13 protein-coding genes are annotated in these 15,924 nt (G+C 54.5%); 6 read left to right on the top strand and 7 right to left on the bottom strand.

Going from position 1 to position 15,924, the window contains the following annotated elements:
* Positions 1 to 4: 4 nt before the first annotated feature.
* Positions 5 to 1,717 (bottom strand): M10 family metallopeptidase C-terminal domain-containing protein, encoded by a 1,713-nt coding sequence (locus HALA3H3_RS08190; protein ID WP_022521069.1) that lies wholly within the window; start codon positions 1,715 to 1,717, stop codon positions 5 to 7.
* A 478-nt stretch (positions 1,718 to 2,195) separates the two neighbouring features.
* On the opposite strand from HALA3H3_RS08190, the gene rph reads away from it, so the two are divergent.
* A complete protein-coding gene (gene rph, locus HALA3H3_RS08185) occupies positions 2,196 to 2,918 on the top strand; it encodes a ribonuclease PH (protein ID WP_170834128.1) in 723 nt (240 codons plus the stop codon).
* Between the two features lie 127 nt (positions 2,919 to 3,045).
* Here the strand turns inward: rph and HALA3H3_RS08180 are convergent, their stop codons facing one another.
* Positions 3,046 to 3,813 carry an exodeoxyribonuclease III gene (locus tag HALA3H3_RS08180; protein ID WP_009286323.1) on the bottom strand — a complete coding sequence of 256 codons (768 nt, stop codon included), beginning with the start codon at positions 3,811 to 3,813 and terminating at the stop codon, positions 3,046 to 3,048.
* Positions 3,814 to 3,954: 141 nt separating this feature from the next.
* On the opposite strand from HALA3H3_RS08180, the gene pyrE reads away from it, so the two are divergent.
* Positions 3,955 to 4,620, top strand: a complete 666-nt coding sequence (gene pyrE, locus HALA3H3_RS08175; RefSeq protein ID WP_022521068.1) for an orotate phosphoribosyltransferase — start codon at positions 3,955 to 3,957, stop codon at positions 4,618 to 4,620.
* Here pyrE and HALA3H3_RS08170 read toward each other — a convergent pair whose 3' ends face one another.
* Positions 4,621 to 5,091 (bottom strand): tRNA (cytidine(34)-2'-O)-methyltransferase, encoded by a 471-nt coding sequence (locus HALA3H3_RS08170; RefSeq protein WP_022521067.1) that lies wholly within the window; start codon positions 5,089 to 5,091, stop codon positions 4,621 to 4,623.
* 122 nt (positions 5,092 to 5,213) lie between these two features.
* Between HALA3H3_RS08170 and rep the strand changes: the two genes are divergently transcribed.
* Positions 5,214 to 7,283, top strand: coding sequence for a DNA helicase Rep (rep, locus tag HALA3H3_RS08165; RefSeq protein WP_009286326.1), 2,070 nt, complete (start codon positions 5,214 to 5,216; stop codon positions 7,281 to 7,283).
* Between the two features lie 106 nt (positions 7,284 to 7,389).
* Here the strand turns inward: rep and HALA3H3_RS08160 are convergent, their stop codons facing one another.
* Together HALA3H3_RS08160 and HALA3H3_RS08155 are read right to left on the bottom strand one after the other, a co-directional pair.
* Entirely contained in the window at positions 7,390 to 8,265 is an 876-nt protein-coding gene (locus tag HALA3H3_RS08160) for a c-type cytochrome (protein WP_022521066.1), read from the bottom strand.
* A gap of 184 nt (positions 8,266 to 8,449) precedes the next feature.
* A complete protein-coding gene (locus HALA3H3_RS08155) occupies positions 8,450 to 9,400 on the bottom strand; it encodes a GNAT family N-acetyltransferase (protein ID WP_022521065.1) in 951 nt (316 codons plus the stop codon).
* Positions 9,401 to 9,569: 169 nt separating this feature from the next.
* On the opposite strand from HALA3H3_RS08155, the gene HALA3H3_RS08150 reads away from it, so the two are divergent.
* The 3 genes from HALA3H3_RS08150 to HALA3H3_RS08140 all read left to right on the top strand — a co-directional run bounded on the left by HALA3H3_RS08150 (position 9,570) and on the right by HALA3H3_RS08140 (position 12,363).
* Positions 9,570 to 10,250, top strand: a complete 681-nt coding sequence (locus tag HALA3H3_RS08150; protein ID WP_022521064.1) for a response regulator transcription factor — start codon at positions 9,570 to 9,572, stop codon at positions 10,248 to 10,250.
* Entirely contained in the window at positions 10,247 to 11,632 is a 1,386-nt protein-coding gene (locus tag HALA3H3_RS08145) for an ATP-binding protein (protein WP_022521063.1), read from the top strand. The genes HALA3H3_RS08150 and HALA3H3_RS08145 overlap by 4 nt, the downstream gene beginning before the upstream one ends.
* Before the next feature lie 131 nt (positions 11,633 to 11,763).
* Positions 11,764 to 12,363 carry a CBS domain-containing protein gene (locus tag HALA3H3_RS08140; RefSeq protein WP_022521062.1) on the top strand — a complete coding sequence of 200 codons (600 nt, stop codon included), beginning with the start codon at positions 11,764 to 11,766 and terminating at the stop codon, positions 12,361 to 12,363.
* Positions 12,364 to 12,452: 89 nt separating this feature from the next.
* Here the strand turns inward: HALA3H3_RS08140 and nhaD are convergent, their stop codons facing one another.
* Both nhaD and glmS read right to left on the bottom strand, forming a co-directional pair.
* On the bottom strand, positions 12,453 to 13,919 hold the full coding sequence (gene nhaD / locus HALA3H3_RS08135) for a sodium:proton antiporter NhaD (protein ID WP_022521061.1): 1,467 nt from the start codon (positions 13,917 to 13,919) through the stop codon (positions 12,453 to 12,455).
* Positions 13,920 to 14,076: 157 nt separating this feature from the next.
* Entirely contained in the window at positions 14,077 to 15,903 is a 1,827-nt protein-coding gene (gene glmS / locus HALA3H3_RS08130) for a glutamine--fructose-6-phosphate transaminase (isomerizing) (RefSeq protein WP_022521060.1), read from the bottom strand.
* Positions 15,904 to 15,924: the final 21 nt, after the last annotated feature.

The following is a 15,924-nucleotide window of genomic DNA, read 5'->3' as shown; positions in this document are numbered from 1 at the left end:
GGATTCAGATGACAAAGATGTCGTCTGCGCTCAGCGACGACGAATTTGTCAAAGTTGCAAACCAGATAGCAGTCATCGCTCCGTTGCCATCCGGGTCGTAGGATAGGTGGCCAGTCGCGCTGTCGTAGAGGATGCGGTCATCCGCATCTTCCGCTGTTGTTCCAATCTGAAATGCGTCTTGTGCGAGTGGACCCGTCGGTCCCAAGGCGGTAAAAACGGAGTCCTCTAGCTGGATCTGATCCTCATTCGCCGTGAAATCAAGAATCTGATCGATGTTTGGCAAGCCGTTGATTTCTGAATCGAACCGAAAGACGTCTGCGCCTGCATGTCCCCAGAGACTGTCATTGCCAAGGCCGCCGCGCAGAATATCATTACCTGCGCCACCAAGCAGACTGTCGTTGCCCATTCCGCCGAGCAAATGGTCATCTCCGTTGCCGCCATAGAGCAGGTCAATGCCATCGCCCCCGATCAGAAGATCTGCTCCGTTTTCACCTCTGAGTGTGTCATTGCCGGCAGCGCCGGCCAAATAATCGTCGCCGTCGCGGCCGTAGAGCGTGTCATCGCCAATGCCGCCATTGAGGTTGTTCCGCGCGTTGTTTCCTATGATCTCGTTGGCCAGTGAGTTGCCAGTGCCGTCTATAGCTGCGCTCGATATAAGCTCTAGGTTTTCGATGTTAGAGCCCAAAACAAAGCTTACGCTCGATAGAACCTTGTCCGTTCCCGCATTCAACTTCTCACAGATCACATCAGATGTGTCGTCGACGTAATATGTATCGCTGCCCTTGCCGCCGGCCATTGCGTCGGAACCAGCACCACCATCGAGTACGTTATTCAGATCATTACCGGTGATGGTGTCATTACCAGATCCGCCAATCGCATTTTCGATCCAGCTGGTGAGGTAAATTCCGATGTTCTGAACGTTTCCGCCAATGTTTGACCAAGTGCCAAGCCGCAGGTCAATGATCTGATCATTTGAAAAGCCTGAGACGTCGAACACGTCTATACCACCCGTGTCGTAGATGACAAAGCCAGGCTGGTAATGGAAGGGATTTGCATCGCCCTGATAGTATGTAAAATCGTAGACGCTGCCTGCGGTGCTAGTCGACGTGTTGAAGCCATAGACATCGTTCCCTGGGCGCGCATCATTTGCGCCATAGCGATCGATTGCAGCCTTGATATCGGCCATCTGTAAGGTCGTAGGCGGAAGCGTGGTCGCACCCTCATAATTCGACTGTTCAAAATAGGAAAGAATAGTGAACTGCCGTGTATCGTTGGCGAAGGCTCTGTCCTCGTCATAGACGGCGCCAGAGCCATACGTCACAGGATGACGGAAGCCCAGTACATGACCGATCTCATGCATTAAGCTAACCATGGTGTTGCTAACTGGTACGAATGAACCTTGTAACACGAAGTCGGGCACGTTGATCACGCCTGGGCTCTGTGTTGTGGGGTTAGGGGGCGTACCGTGGAACTGCGGATTGGTCAAACTAAATACAATATCGGCGTTCTCATTGGATGTTACCTCTACAAATGTGACATCAATGATGTCACTCCAAGCCTTGAACGCCGCAACGGCTAAATCTTTCCGATAATTCTCTTCCAAACCAGCAAGGCTATATGTGATCTCAGCCCGACCAATAGCCCATGTCACGTTATCATTTGTGATGGCATCCACGATCTCTTCAATTGTGGCGACATAGTTTGGATCGAATGACATGATCTGTTGCCTCTGCTGCGAAATCGATAATGGCCATACCAAAGCTGATTTTGCGCAAGGCTGGTTGCTTATGCAATGTTGAATAGACGACGTTTCCCGCATTTTCTAGGGCGTAGTGGCTTGGCGATTTCCTTTCCCTTGGCTCCAAGCAAATACCACCAGAGGCCCATAAATCTTATAGCCACCGATTTCCTGCTCACCGAACACATCGCAGATATGGTGCTTTGTTGCCAATTTTGAGCCGTGCAGCAGCTTCTATTCCTTGTTGCGTGAGACGGAAGTACCATCCGTCCATAAGTTCCTATTTCGCTCACGTATTTCGGATGCCTACGTACTACTCTTGAAACGCCCCTTTCAAGACGCTAGCTGGATGTTAAGCCCATCAGCGCACTCCCAGACGTGTACAATGGACGGCTTTTCCCAGTTACGCGTTTATCGAGAGGTAATATTTGTGAGCAGTGCTAAGCGTCCTGATGTTGTGCGCCCCAGTGGTCGCGAAGCCGACCAGCTCCGTGAGATTCGCCTGACCCGCGATTACACCCGTCATGCGGAAGGCTCCGTACTGGTGGAGTTTGGCGATACCAAAGTGCTGTGTAATGCCAGCGTAGAAGCCGGTGTGCCGCGCTGGCTGCGCGGCAAGAATCAGGGCTGGGTCACCGCTGAGTACGGCATGCTGCCCCGCGCCACTCACACCCGCAGTGGTCGTGAAGCGACCCGCGGCAAGCAAGGCGGCCGCACGCTGGAAATTCAGCGTTTGATTGGCCGTAGCCTGCGTGCCGCGGTGAATTTGAAGAAGCTGGGTGAGTTCACCATTACCGTGGATTGCGATGTAATCCAGGCCGATGGCGGTACCCGTACCGCGGCGATTACCGGGGGCTGCGTAGCGCTGATCGATGCGATCCGTTATCTGCAACGCGAGAAGAAGATCAAGGGCGATCCCTTCAAGCAGTTGGTGAGCGCCATTTCCGTGGGTATTTATAAAGGCGTGCCGGTGCTGGATCTGGACTACCCGGAAGACAGCAAGGCCGATACCGACCTGAACGTGGTAATGACCGAAAGCGGCGAGCTGATCGAAGTACAGGGAACCGCCGAGGCCGGCGCCTTCACCCGTGCCGAGCTAAATGACATGCTCGACTTGGCCGAGAAGGCAGGCGATGCACTTCGCGACCATCAGCGCGAAGCGCTGGGTATTCGAGGGTAATGAAGGTGAGGTGTGAAGAGTAAGGCGTATAAAAACAACAGGCCAGCTAAATGCTGGCCTGTTGTTTGTCACCCCGGCTAATCAGCAAGGGTGACAGGCGACGCGGGAAAAGTTCGTTGCCTAGCGCCTAAAGCGCCAGGTCGTACTCAACGATTAGCGGTGCGAACTCTGAGAAGGTCGCATCGTAATCGATCCACGCGTCGACCACGTGGCGGCGGAAGTTGGGGCCGACTAACTGATAGTCGATCCGCCAGCCTTCCTGGCGCTCACGGGGCACGTCTTGGTCAAGCTTCGGCCACCAGGTGTACTCACCTGCATCACGGTTAATTTCGCGGAAGGTGTCGATAAACCCGGTGGGACCAAGCACCTGATCCATCCAGGCGCGCTCTTCCGGGCGGAAGCCTGAGGTCAGTTGATTATCCGACCAGTTAGCCAAATCGACGGTTTTATGGGCAATATGCCAGGTACCGCAGAGGATGTATTCGCGGCGTTTGCGCGACATCTTCGTCAGGTACTCTTGATACTGCTCCATAAACGCCTGTTTGGCTTTTTGGTCACTTCCGTCAGGCATCAGGAAGGAGACGATACTGAAGCGTTCATAATCCGCCTGCAGAAAACGTCCTTCATGATCACACTGTGGAAACCCAAGGCCATACATAATCGCCTTGGGAATTTTGCGGCAATAGAGTGCCACACCGGAGAAACCGTCCTCTTCGGCATCCAGGAAATAGCCTTCATAGCCTTCCGGATACAGAATGTGGTCACCCAGTTCAAAACTTTTTGCCTTGATGTTCTGCACGCAGACCACGTCGACATCCTGCTGAGCCAGCCAGTCCAGGAAGCCACGATCGACGGCATCACGAATACCATTGACATTGATGCTGGCAATTTTCATAAATCGTCCCTTTTGCGTCGCTGCTGTATGATACCCGACGTTTAGACGTTTGGGTAAAGGCAGCTAGTAAAACTTGCCATTTACCCCACTTTTATTGTTGCTTTCGTACTGATTTAAACCTACCGCCTAGTGAGGAATGCCGTGGCCACCACTCTACAACCCTACCAGCGCGATTTCATTGCCTTTGCCATTGAGCAAGGCGTGCTTAAGTTTGGCGAGTTTACGCTTAAATCTGGCCGCGTTAGCCCCTACTTTTTCAACGCAGGGCTGTTTCAAACCGGTCGTGCGCTGGCCAAACTGGGGCGTTTTTACGCCCAGGCGATTGTCGATAGCGGCTTAAACGCCGACGTTCTGTTTGGCCCGGCGTACAAAGGCATCCCACTGGCGGCAGTCACCGCGGCGGCACTGGCCGATCATCACGACCGGGATATGCCCTACGCCTTCAACCGCAAAGAGGCTAAAACCCACGGCGAAGGCGGCAATATCGTGGGCGCACCGCTTGCCGGCGATATTTTAATTATTGATGACGTGATTACCGCGGGCACCGCTATTCGCGAAGTGATGAGCCTGATCGAACAGAGCGGTGCCCAGGCCGCCGGGGTAATTATCGCACTCGACCGTCAAGAGCGCGGTCAAGGCGAGCAGAGTGCGATTCAGGAAGTGCAGGCTCAGTATGCCATGCCGGTGGTCAGTATCGTCACCCTGGAGCAAGTGCTCACTTACCTGGAAGAGCATGCCGGTGACGAAATGCTCGCCTACGCTGAAGCGATCAGGGCTTATCGTGACCGCTATGGGATTGCTGGCTGATTAGACCTGCAACGCGCCAGCAAAACCTTGCTGGCGCCACGCCTCGTAGCTCACAATAGCCACGGCGTTGGACAGGTTTAGGCTACGGTTGTTCGGCTGCATGGGCAGGCGCAATTTATGCTCCGAAGTTAGCGCTTCATGCACCTGGGGTGAGAGCCCAGCGGTTTCAGAGCCAAACAGCAGTACATCGCCTGGGGCAAAGTCCGCATCGCTGTAGGTGCGCGTGCCTTTGGTAGTGATCGCCCAGATGCGCCGCCCCTGCATGGTTTGCTGAAAGGCGCTAAAATCGGCGTGGCGAGTGACGTTGTCGAGGTCGCGGTAATCCAGCCCGGCGCGACGCAGCTTCTTCTCTTCCAGGTCGAAGCCAAGCGGCTCAATCAGGTGTAACCGGCAGCCATTATTGGCCACCAAGCGCATGATATTGCCCGTATTGGGCGCCATACGCGGTTCAAAAAGCGCTACTTCAAACATCTCCACCTGCCTGTTTATTATGCATTCGCCAAGCGGACGATTGTACTTGAAACCGTACTTGAAATCGTAATCGAAGCTGTACTTGAAACCGCCTGCAACTCTCGTAGAGGATCATCGACACCATGACGCCTGCAACGCCCAAGAGCATTCTTAGCCGCATCAAAGGGCTAAACCCGCGCCAACAGGAAGCCGTGCGCTACATTGATGGCCCTTGCCTGGTGTTGGCGGGTGCAGGTTCCGGTAAAACCAGCGTTATCACCACTAAAATTGCCTATTTGGTGCAAGAGTGTGGGATGAGCGCGCGCAGAATCGCCGCGGTGACCTTTACCAATAAAGCCGCCCGAGAGATGAAAGAGCGCGTGGGCCAGATGCTCCACGGCAAAGAGGGCCACGGGCTGACGGTCTCTACATTTCACACCCTGGGGCTGAATATTATCCGTGGCGAGCTTAAAACCCTGGGCTATAAACCGGGCTTTTCGCTATTTGACCCGGAAGACGCCAAAGCACTGCTGCGCGATTTGATGAATAAAGACGCTCAGGTGGACGCCGAGCAGATCAACGCCGTGCAGAGCAAAATTTCCACCTGGAAGAACGACTTGGTGCTGCCCAGCGATGCGCTCTCGTTTGCGGCTGATGACGATGAGCACTTTGCCGCTCGGGTGTATGAAGCCTACGTACGCCATTTAAAAGCCTACAACGCGGTGGATTTCGATGATCTGATTCTGCTGCCGGTGGTACTGCTCAAGAACGATACGGAAGCACTAGAGCGCTGGCGGCGCAAAATCCACTATATGCTCGTCGATGAGTATCAAGACACCAACGTCTCCCAGTACCTGCTGGTGAAACTGCTAATGGCGGAGCGCTCCACCTTTACCGTGGTAGGCGACGATGACCAGTCGATCTACGCCTGGCGCGGTGCACGCCCTGAAAACCTGATTACCCTGGGTGAGGATTTCCCACGCCTGAAAGTCATCAAGCTGGAGCAAAACTACCGCTCTACCGCCACGATACTGCGCGCCGCCAACACACTGATCGCCAATAACCCCCACGTTTACGAGAAGACACTATGGTCTGATATGGGCGACGGCGCGCCTATTCGAGTAATCGTGAATCGTCATGAAGAGGCGGAGTCTGAGCGGGTCGCCAGCGAAATGCTCACCCGGCGTATCAAGGAAAAGGCCGAGTGGCGGGACTTTGCGGTGCTTTATCGGGGCAATTTCCAGGCCCGCTTGTTAGAGCTTAAGCTGCAGCACTACCAAATTCCTTACAAGCTCTCCGGTGGTACGTCGTTTTTCTCGCGCAACGAGATTAAAGACACCATGGCTTACCTGCGCCTGCTGATTAATCCCGCCGACGACAACGCTTTTTTGCGCATTGTGAACGTGCCACGCCGCGAAGTGGGCCCTGGAACGGTAGAGAAGCTCGCCAACTATGCTACAGAACGCTCAATTTCGCTGTTTGCCGCCTGCCATGAGCTTGGGTTGGAGCAAGTATTACCGACCCGAGCCGTGGAGCGATTGTCGCGCTTTACCCACTTTATCGACGGCGTGCGCAAGCGCATGGATCAAGGCGATGCCATTGCCGCCATTCGCGACATGCTGCGGGATATGGATTACGAAGCTTGGCTGTATCAAAACGCCAGCGCGCCCACCGTCGCCGAACGTCGCATGGCCAACGTGTGGATTCTAATCGACCAGCTAGAAAAATCCCTCAACCGCGACCCAGAGGACGATACCGATTCCACCGAGACCGAAACCGACGGCGTAGAAGCAGCTATTTCACGCTTGGTACTGCGCGATATTCTGGAGCAGCAGGCGGAAGAGGATGACTCGGATAGAGTACAGCTACTCACCATGCACGCCTCAAAAGGCCTGGAGTTCCCCCACGTCTATTTAATGGGCTTGGAAGAGGATCTACTGCCTCACCGCAACGCCATCGAAGTAGGCACTGTGGAGGAGGAGCGGCGGCTGGCCTATGTGGGCATTACCCGGGCGCGGCGCACGCTAACGCTGACGCTTGCCCGCCAGCGCAAAGCCTACGGTGAACTGATGGACTGTACGCCCAGCCGCTTTTTAGATGAGCTTCCCGGGGAGGATTTGGAGTGGGAAGGTCGTGCCGATAAAGAGGATCCGGATAAGAAGCAGGCCCGCGGTAAAGACGCCATTGCCGGGCTGCGTTCGCTGCTGGGGTGATAAAGTGGGAGTTATAAAATTAGGCTTTTAAAAAAAGAATATCCACAGGGCGGCGACTAAAACACCCTGTGGATAAATTTACCAAGCTAAATCATTGCTGCTTACTTTACTGGGCTTCAACCATTAAATAATCGACAACAGCCATCACTTCTTCATCGGAAAGATTGGGATTACCGCCTTTGGCTGGCATAGCACCGATACCGTTAATGGCGCTGGCGTAGAGCTCATCAGCCCCCTTCTCTAAACGCGCCGCCCAAGCTTCTGAATCGCCAATTGTCGGTGCGCCAGCAACGCCGTTATCGTGACATGCCACACAGCCAGAACTTGCGTAGAGAGCTTCACCGTCTAAGTCGCTGCCACCGCTGGCTTCTTCAACTGCTGCCGCGTCTTCTTCACTCGCTGCATCGTCGTTAGAAGCCATTTCTTCAGTTGCCGCTTCACCTTCAGCAGCGGCGGTCTCTTCGGTAGCGGCCTCATCGGCGGCACCTTCGTCGCTAGAAGCTTCGGCCTCTGCAGCAGCTTCATCACCGCCACTCAACTCGGGCACTTCCATAACCGGCTCAACCATATAGGCGACCGCCGCTTCCACTTCTTCATCGGAAAGGTTGGGGTTACCGCCTTTCGCCGGCATGGCGCCAATACCGTTAATAGCGTGATCTAGCAGCGTGGCGAAGCCTTGTTCAGCACGTTCAGCCCAGGCCTCTTCATCACCACGAATAGGTGCGCCCGCAGCGCCCGATTCATGACAGGCGCTACATACATTACCGTAGATGCCCTCACCGTCGATATCACCGCCACTGCTACTATCGCTAGGAGGTGCCGCTGCGGTGCCACAGTCTTGGCCTTGTAAACAGAGTTGACCCACCGGCGCCAAACGCTCGGCAATCGCATCACGTGCGGCGTCATCTTGGGCATAAACACTGGATGTGCCCGCCATGAAGCCGAGGGCCGCCAGCCCGCTCATGATCAGCTTAGCTTTCACTCTCACCACCTCTTGAGTATTGTCATCAAACTTTTATCCTCAACCCCTGTGCGTGGCAGCGCCAATATCGACGGTGCGCAGCTGAGACGCCAAGACGTGCATATAGGACTAGTATAACGGCAACGCAAAGCGCAAGAAAATGCTACTAAGCGCGCCTATTCAACCGTTGACTACTATTGGCAGCTTAATTTGGCAAACTCCTCCTCTCACCACTGCCTTTCCAGGCGAATAAACGTTGCTGCGCATAGCGTATGAAACCCGCCTGCTGGTAAAGCCGTTTAGCCGGTAAATTTATGTCATCTACCGCCAGCGTGACCTCCTGCACGCCAGCCTGCTGGGCAAGCGCGAGGCCTTTATTTAACAACGAGCGCCCCAAGCCTTTGCCACGCCAATTCGGTGTTAGTCCCATTAACATTAGCTCCCAACGGCCTAGCGCAGGGCGCGGCGCAAGCAGTAGCACACCCACCACAGCCTCGTGATAGCCCACTGCGTACCAGTGCTGTGGCGCTTGGGGATCCTGCTGATAAAACCCATTCAATAACTCTTCCACTGAGAGTACGTCGCGCAGGGGTCGGCTATCCAGCGAACCCTGACCCACTGCGGCCAGCAGATTCAGCTGTTCCGCCCAAGAAAACTCGCAAAGCGGCTGCAGTGAAAGCGGCAGCGCTTCATTCATCGCTAAGCGGTAGCGGCTACTGCCGGTTAAATGATCCAAGCAAGCCAAACGCTGCATGCCATGCTCACGTAGCAGCGCTTCTGATACGGGCGCCTGGGATGACAGCTCCAAGTGGCACAAGCGAATATTGTGGGCTTCTACCCATGCATTGGCCGCACGCAATAGCGCGCTAGTATGCACACCCTGTTCGCTGGGCAACGGCTTGGGTAACCATAGCTGCGCCATATTCATGGGCAGAGGTTGTACCCAGATGGCGCTCACTAACTGGCCTGCCTCAATAGTTATCCATAGCCCATCCCACTGGACATCTGGTTGATTGTACATTGCCTTTACGGCAGCGCTCAGTGCAGCTTGCTGTTCAGGGTCATGAGCAGCAGCCAGCTGCAGCAGTGCCTCGCGACGCCGTGCTGGCGGGCAAAGTACTACCTCTGGGCTATTTGAGGGGTCACTAGACGTCATGGCTGATCAATCAAATGCCGAGCTCCGAAGAAGTAATAAAGCGTGCTACGTTATTAGCCTACAATTTATAACCTCATCCTGACGGCCTAAGCCTTTGCACGCCACCCTTATCCGTGCTTATTTCAAAGGTTAATGGCAGCGAATGATTTAAAGGAGTAACCATCCCGTCATGCGTATATTGTTGGTAGAAGACGATCCGAGCTTAGCCTCGGGCATTCGCTTGGCATTAAAGCCCGAGAATTTCACGGTGGATCACCTGAGTGATGGCGTTAGCGCCTTGGCCGCGTTAAAGGAAGGTGAACCTTTTGATGCGGTCATTCTCGATCTGGGGCTACCGCGTATGGATGGTATGCAGGTACTGGAAGCCGTGCGGCGGCTGGGCAATCGCGTGCCCATTTTGGTATTAACCGCTCGCGATGCCGTCGATGAACGTATCGCCGGGTTGGATGCAGGTGCCGATGATTATTTAACCAAGCCGTTTGAGGTCGCTGAATTAAAAGCCCGCCTGAGAGCCTTGTTGAGACGTAGCAGTGACCAGGTAAACAGCGCCCTAGAGTGCCGAGGTATTCGCCTTGATCCGTTAACCATGCAGGTTAGCTACCAGGGGAAACCCGTGGTGTTATCACGACGGGAATTAACCCTGCTGCAAGAGTTTATGAGTCACCCTGGGCGAGTGTTCACCCGCGATACCCTAACGCGCTTGGTCTATGGCTGGGATGAAGATGTAGAAAGCAATGCCATTGAAGTACATGTGCACCACCTTCGGCGAAAGTTCTTTCCTCACCTGATTCGCACACTACGCGGCATTGGTTACGTAATGGATAAAACGGATCAGGATCAGCACTCATGACCTCTATCCGCCAACGCACTCTGGGGCTAGCGCTGCTGGTGTTTGGCATTAGCATGCTGGTGATTGGCTTTATCAGCTATCGCTACGCTGCCCATGAAATTGAAGCACTGTACGATGCCAGTCTTGAGCAAAATGCGCGCTTATTAGAAGGCTTGTTGCAAGCACCGCTGCCAGATGAGGCCCGGGGAGTACTGCTCAACAGCCTAGAAAGCGCTCTAGGCAAAACGGCGAGATCTGATCGACGCTTTGCAGGTTACCGGGCGGATAGCCAGCTGGGCTTTCAGCTATGGGAACGGAACCGCCTCCTGTTGCGCTCAGCTAATGCCCCTGAGTCGCCGTTGGCCGATCTCCCTTTGGGTTTCACTAGTCAGTCTATTGATGAGATCCAATGGCGCATTTATGTACTCGACATCCCCAACTCCATACAGCGGATTGTGGTTAGCGAGCGCGAAGACGTTCGCGGGGAGCTGATCAGGGCGGTAGCATTGCGCACGTTACTGCCCGACCTGATTGGCCTGCCGCTACTCACCGCCCTGCTGTGGTGGTCGATTGGCTGGGGCTTGGTACCACTGTTGCGCATGGCCGAGCAAATTCGCAATCGTGATCCGCATAATTTACAGCCCCTCACCCTCAGCCCACTGCCCCAGGAACTAGATACTATCGCCGGTGCGCTCAACCGGCTGTTAGAGCGAATCCGCATAATGCGCGTGCGTGAAAAGCGCTTTATTGCCGATGCCGCGCATGAATTACGTACCCCGTTAGCAGTGCTTGATCTACACGCCCAGAATGCCCTGACTGCCGACAATCTTGAAGATCGTCAGGAGGCGCTCAGTCACCTTCGCGGCGGCGTTGCACGGGCCACGCGCTTGGTTACCCAACTCTTAACGCTGGCTCGTCTGGAGCCTGAAGAGGAGTCGCAGCCTGAATACCGCACTAGCCAGTTGCTTAGTGAAGTGCGTGAGACCCTGGCCAAGCTTTCGCCGCTGGCCGCTGAGCGCGAACAGCAGCTACTGTTAAATGCAGATGAGCAGGCAGATTGGTCGATATTAGAAGAGCCCGGTGCCATTGAAACCCTGGTACAGAATCTGGTCGGTAATGCTATCCAACACTCGCCTAACCATAGTGTCATCAGCATCACCCTAGCGACGACGCCACAAAGCTTTCAATTAACGGTGGATGACCAAGGCCCGGGGATACCAATCAATGAACGCAAAAAAGTGGTTGAGCGCTTTCAACGCTCGGGCCCCAGTGCTGGTTCAGGATTAGGACTTTCCATCGTTGAGCGGCTGGTCACACGCCATGGCGGCACCCTTCAGCTTGATGATGCCCCCAGTGGGGGATTGCGTGTGCGTATTGTTTTACAGCGCCTAAAAGAGGAGTAGCACCCTCTTTTCTTGCTAAACTGAGTTTTATGAGTCTCTTAAGGTTGCGATAAGAATTGCGTGCAACTGTGGAGGTGCAAGGCGAGCCAGACACCCACGGCTCCCTCTTTTCTCCACATGGAGGTACCCTGATGAACCAAGTGACTTTTTCACCTAAACCCTTAATTCAACTAGGCTCAGCACCACTGCTAGCCAAGCCAACTGCGCGGCGGCTACTGCCTACTAGCCCAGCGATGACGGTACTGACCGACTTTTCCCAAGTCATGCCTCAATCCGTTGATGCCGACACGCCTATCGACGAGGCGCATCTCAAGATGCGTTATAGCGGTGTAAGACTGCTGTTCGTGATGGATCACCAAGCGCACTGCATCGGAATTATTAACTCAAAAGAAGTGATTGGTACGCGGCGTATCAACATCGCCATGCAGCAGCGTAACCTCAGCCGCGAAGAAGTGACCGCTGAAATGATCATGACCCCGTGGCACAAGCTTAGCGCCATGACCATCACCCAGCTGGCATCGCTGACCATTGAGGATCTGGTGCTATCGATGGAAGCCGTGACCGATCAACACCTGTTAATCACAGAGCAAAACGATAACCACGAACTTAGAATTCGCGGCATTATCTCAGCCAGTGATATACAGAGCGCGGTAGGTAAAGAAATCAACCCGGTGCCTATGGCGAAAAGCTTCGCTGATATTTGCCAAGTCATAACTGGCCACGATCTATAACGACTGATCGTTAACCCATTTAATTTACATCTAGAAACGCCCCTCACTGGTTACTCAGTGAGGGGCGTTTTCAGTTTGCTATACAGCGTTTAAAACAACGCGCCGTTAATCCAAAGATGCGTCGCAATGCTGGCGGCATAGCCCAGCAATATTGCCGGTACCCAGCGAAGGTGTACGGCAAAGGTATAAATACCTCGCGCCTGCCCCATAAGGGCAACCCCCGCGGCTGAGCCCATAGAGAGCAAACTACCCCCCACGCCTGCGGTTAAGGTAATCAACAGCCAGTTACCCTCCGTCATATCCGGGGCCATGGAAAGTACTGCGAACATCACCGGGATGTTGTCCACGACTGCCGAGATAAGCCCCAGCACCACGTTCGCCCACACTGGGTTCCAACTGCCGTAGAGCGTTTCGGAAAGCAGGCTGAGGTAGCCCATAAAGCCAAGGCCTCCCACACACATTACAACCCCGTAGAAGAACAGCAGCGTATCCCACTCGGAACGAGCGATACGGCTGAAAATATCGAAGGGAACCACGCTACCCAGCTGCTCCAGCTTCTTCCAATCGCCCCGGCGGGAGTAGCGCTCACGCTTGCGTTCAAGCGAACGCGGCAGGCTGCGGCGTAGGTAGTAACCAAAGAACTGCAGCAGGCCTAAACCAAACATCATGCCCATGGCAGGCGGTAAGTAGAGGATAGAATGGCACAGTACCGAGATGGCCACGGTAATCAAAAACAGTACGATAATTCGCCGTGCGCCGCGCTTGAGCCAGACATTCTCTTTAAGCGAAGCAGGCTGACGATTGACGATAAAGAAATTCATGATAACCGCAGGCACCATGAAATTAACCACCGCCGGAAGCAGCAGCGCGAAGAAGCCTTCAAATGGTACTTGGCCCGCCTGCCACACCATCAGCGTGGTGATATCGCCAAATGGGCTAAAAGCACCACCCGCGTTAGAAGCTACCACCACATTGACACAGCAAAGGCCGATAAACTTATTATCACCCTCGGCCACTTTGAGTACCACGGCGCACATCAGCATGGCGGTGGTCATATTGTTGGCAATCGCCGAAATACCGAATGCCATGACACCGGTAATCCAGAACAAGGAGCGATAGCTGAAGCCTTTACGCACTAGCCAAGAACGTAGCGCATCAAATACCCGACGCTCTTCCATGGCGTTGATATAGGTCATTGCCACCAGCAAAAACAGCAGTAGCTCAGCGTATTCAAGCAGTGTTTCACGGAAGGCGGTTTCCGCCTCTTCCGGCATCCCCGCTTGTACATAGACCCAGGCCACTAGCGCCCAGATAAGCCCTGCCGCAACCAGCACCGGCTTAGACTTACGCATATGCAGTAGCTCTTCACTCATCACCAACGCATAGGCGAGCACGAAGATCACGACAGAAGAGATACCGGCAAGCGAAAGAGTAAGATCAAGGGGCCCAGCGGCGGCATAAGAGAGGGAAGGAAAGACAAAAAGCGTGCAGGCGAGCAACAACCAAGCGACCCGGCTAGCATAATGCCGGGTTACGTGGACGTTTGGTGGTTTCATGGCGATGTTATCCAATCAGAAGGGAAAAAGACCGCCACGATCATAAGCACCCTAATGACATGCTGCAACGCAACGGTTGCGCATAAGATGCGACTTATTGCCGCATCTCGTAAAGCGTTTTTATTAGTTCAACTACTCACAAGGTTTGGCGTCATCGTCACTCCACCGTCACGCTCTTGGCCAGATTACGCGGCTGGTCAACATCGGTACCTTTGAGCACGGCCACGTGGTAACTCAATAGCTGTAGCGGCAGGGTATATAGCAGCGGCGCCAGCGCTTCGTGCACGTGTGGCAGGGTCAGCACACGAATATCTTCCTGAACGTCGATACCCACGCTTTCATCGGCGAACACAAACAGTTTGCCGCCGCGGGCACGGACTTCCTGAAGGTTGGATTTTAGCTTTTCAAGCAGATCATCGTTGGGAGCGACCGATATCACTGGCATTTCGCTATCCACTAGCGCCAGCGGGCCATGCTTTAACTCCCCTGCGGGATACGCCTCGGCATGAATATAGGAAATCTCTTTGAGCTTTAACGCCCCTTCAAGGGCAATCGGATAGTGAGCTCCGCGCCCCAAGAAGAGCGCATGATGTTTCTCTGCAAACGCTTGGGAAAGTATTTCGATCTGGCTATCCAACGCCAACACCCGCTGACACACCTCCGGCAACGTGCGCAGCGCAGCGATAATATCCGGATACTCAACCTGATTTTTGGCTTTACTGACCGAAAGCGTCAGCAGCATTAACGCCACTAACTGGGTAGTAAAGGCTTTGGTAGAGGCCACGCCAATTTCAGGGCCCGCGCGGGTCATCAGAGACATATCCGACTCCCGCACCAGCGAACTACCGGGCACGTTACAAATCGCCAGCGAGCCCACATAATTGAGGGTTTTAGCAAAGCGTAACGCGGCCAGGGTATCGGCGGTTTCGCCGGACTGGGAGAGGGTGACAAACAGCGTGCCTTCGGGCACGACCGGGTGGCGGTAGCGATATTCAGAGGCCACCTCGACCTGCACCGGCACCCCCGCATAGCGCTCCAGCCAATAGCGCGCCACCAGCCCCGCATGGTAGCTGGTGCCGCAGGCAATGATATGCACGTGGCGAGTGCGCTGGAAAAGTGCCAGCGCATCGGGGCCAAAGCTCTCTATTAACACGCTTTGAGCGCTCAGCCGCCCCTCTAGTGCCGCCTCAATCACCGTTGGCTGCTCGAAAATCTCTTTGAGCATATAGTGGCGGTAATCGCCCTTACTGGCCGCGCCATCGCCGTGCTCAAAGGTATGGATAGGGCGCTCGACGTCGTTACCGTGGCGATCCACTATGCGAATGACACCCTGCTCGCGCAGCTCGACCAAATCGCCCTCTTCAAGGTAAATAAAACGATCTGTGACCGGCAGCAGCGCCAGCGGGTCAGAGGCTAAAAAGGCCTCATTAATCCCCACACCGACCACCAGCGGACTACCTTGGCGCGCGCCAACCACCACGCCAGGTTCTTGAGCACACATTACGCCCAGTGCGTAGGCGCCGCCTAAGCCGTTAACGATCTGCTGGGTAGCATCAAACAGGCTGAGCCCATCAGCCAGCTTTTCGGAGAGTAAGTGAGCAATTACTTCGGTGTCGGTTTCTGAGCTAAACGCATAGCCACTGCGCTGGAGGCTCTCTTTTATAGCCTCGTAGTTCTCAATGATACCGTTATGCACAACGGCAACCTGATCGCTACTGTGGTGCGGGTGCGCATTGGCCTCAGAGGGTTTACCGTGGGTTGCCCAGCGGGTATGCGCGATACCCGAAAAACCCGGTAGCGCGGCCTTATCCAATTGAGCGGTAAGCGCCGCCACTTTTCCAAGCGCACGATGGCGGGTTAATACGCCGTCGTTGAACACCGTCATACCGGCTGAATCGTAGCCGCGATATTCCAGGCGTTTTAGTCCTTCTAATAGAATTTCTTGGACGTTGCGCTGGGCAACGGCGGCTACAATGCCACACATAATCACTCTCCTAGTTTATTA

The sequence above is a fragment of the Halomonas sp. A3H3 genome (genome assembly GCF_000982975.1).
In the GTDB taxonomy this organism is placed as follows: domain Bacteria; phylum Pseudomonadota; class Gammaproteobacteria; order Pseudomonadales; family Halomonadaceae; genus Vreelandella; species Vreelandella titanicae.
The sequence above is the reverse complement of the archived record's forward strand: the minus strand, read 5'-3'. Positions and strand labels throughout refer to the sequence as shown.

Excerpts from the sequence above, each read along its gene's own strand:
- nhaD (WP_022521061.1), bottom strand. The coding sequence starts at position 13,919 with ATGAAACCACCAAACGTCCACGTAACCCGGCATTATGCTAGCCGGGTC.
- HALA3H3_RS08180 (WP_009286323.1), bottom strand. The coding sequence starts at position 3,813 with ATGAAAATTGCCAGCATCAATGTCAATGGTATTCGTGATGCCGTCGAT.
- HALA3H3_RS08155 (WP_022521065.1), bottom strand. The coding sequence starts at position 9,400 with ATGACGTCTAGTGACCCCTCAAATAGCCCAGAGGTAGTACTTTGCCCG.
- HALA3H3_RS08150 (WP_022521064.1), top strand. The coding sequence starts at position 9,570 with ATGCGTATATTGTTGGTAGAAGACGATCCGAGCTTAGCCTCGGGCATT.
- HALA3H3_RS08145 (WP_022521063.1), top strand. The coding sequence starts at position 10,247 with ATGACCTCTATCCGCCAACGCACTCTGGGGCTAGCGCTGCTGGTGTTT.
- glmS (WP_022521060.1), bottom strand. The coding sequence starts at position 15,903 with ATGTGTGGCATTGTAGCCGCCGTTGCCCAGCGCAACGTCCAAGAAATT.
- HALA3H3_RS08140 (WP_022521062.1), top strand. The coding sequence starts at position 11,764 with ATGAACCAAGTGACTTTTTCACCTAAACCCTTAATTCAACTAGGCTCA.
- HALA3H3_RS08170 (WP_022521067.1), bottom strand. The coding sequence starts at position 5,091 with ATGTTTGAAGTAGCGCTTTTTGAACCGCGTATGGCGCCCAATACGGGC.
- rep (WP_009286326.1), top strand. The coding sequence starts at position 5,214 with ATGACGCCTGCAACGCCCAAGAGCATTCTTAGCCGCATCAAAGGGCTA.
- HALA3H3_RS08190 (WP_022521069.1), bottom strand. The coding sequence starts at position 1,717 with ATGTCATTCGATCCAAACTATGTCGCCACAATTGAAGAGATCGTGGAT.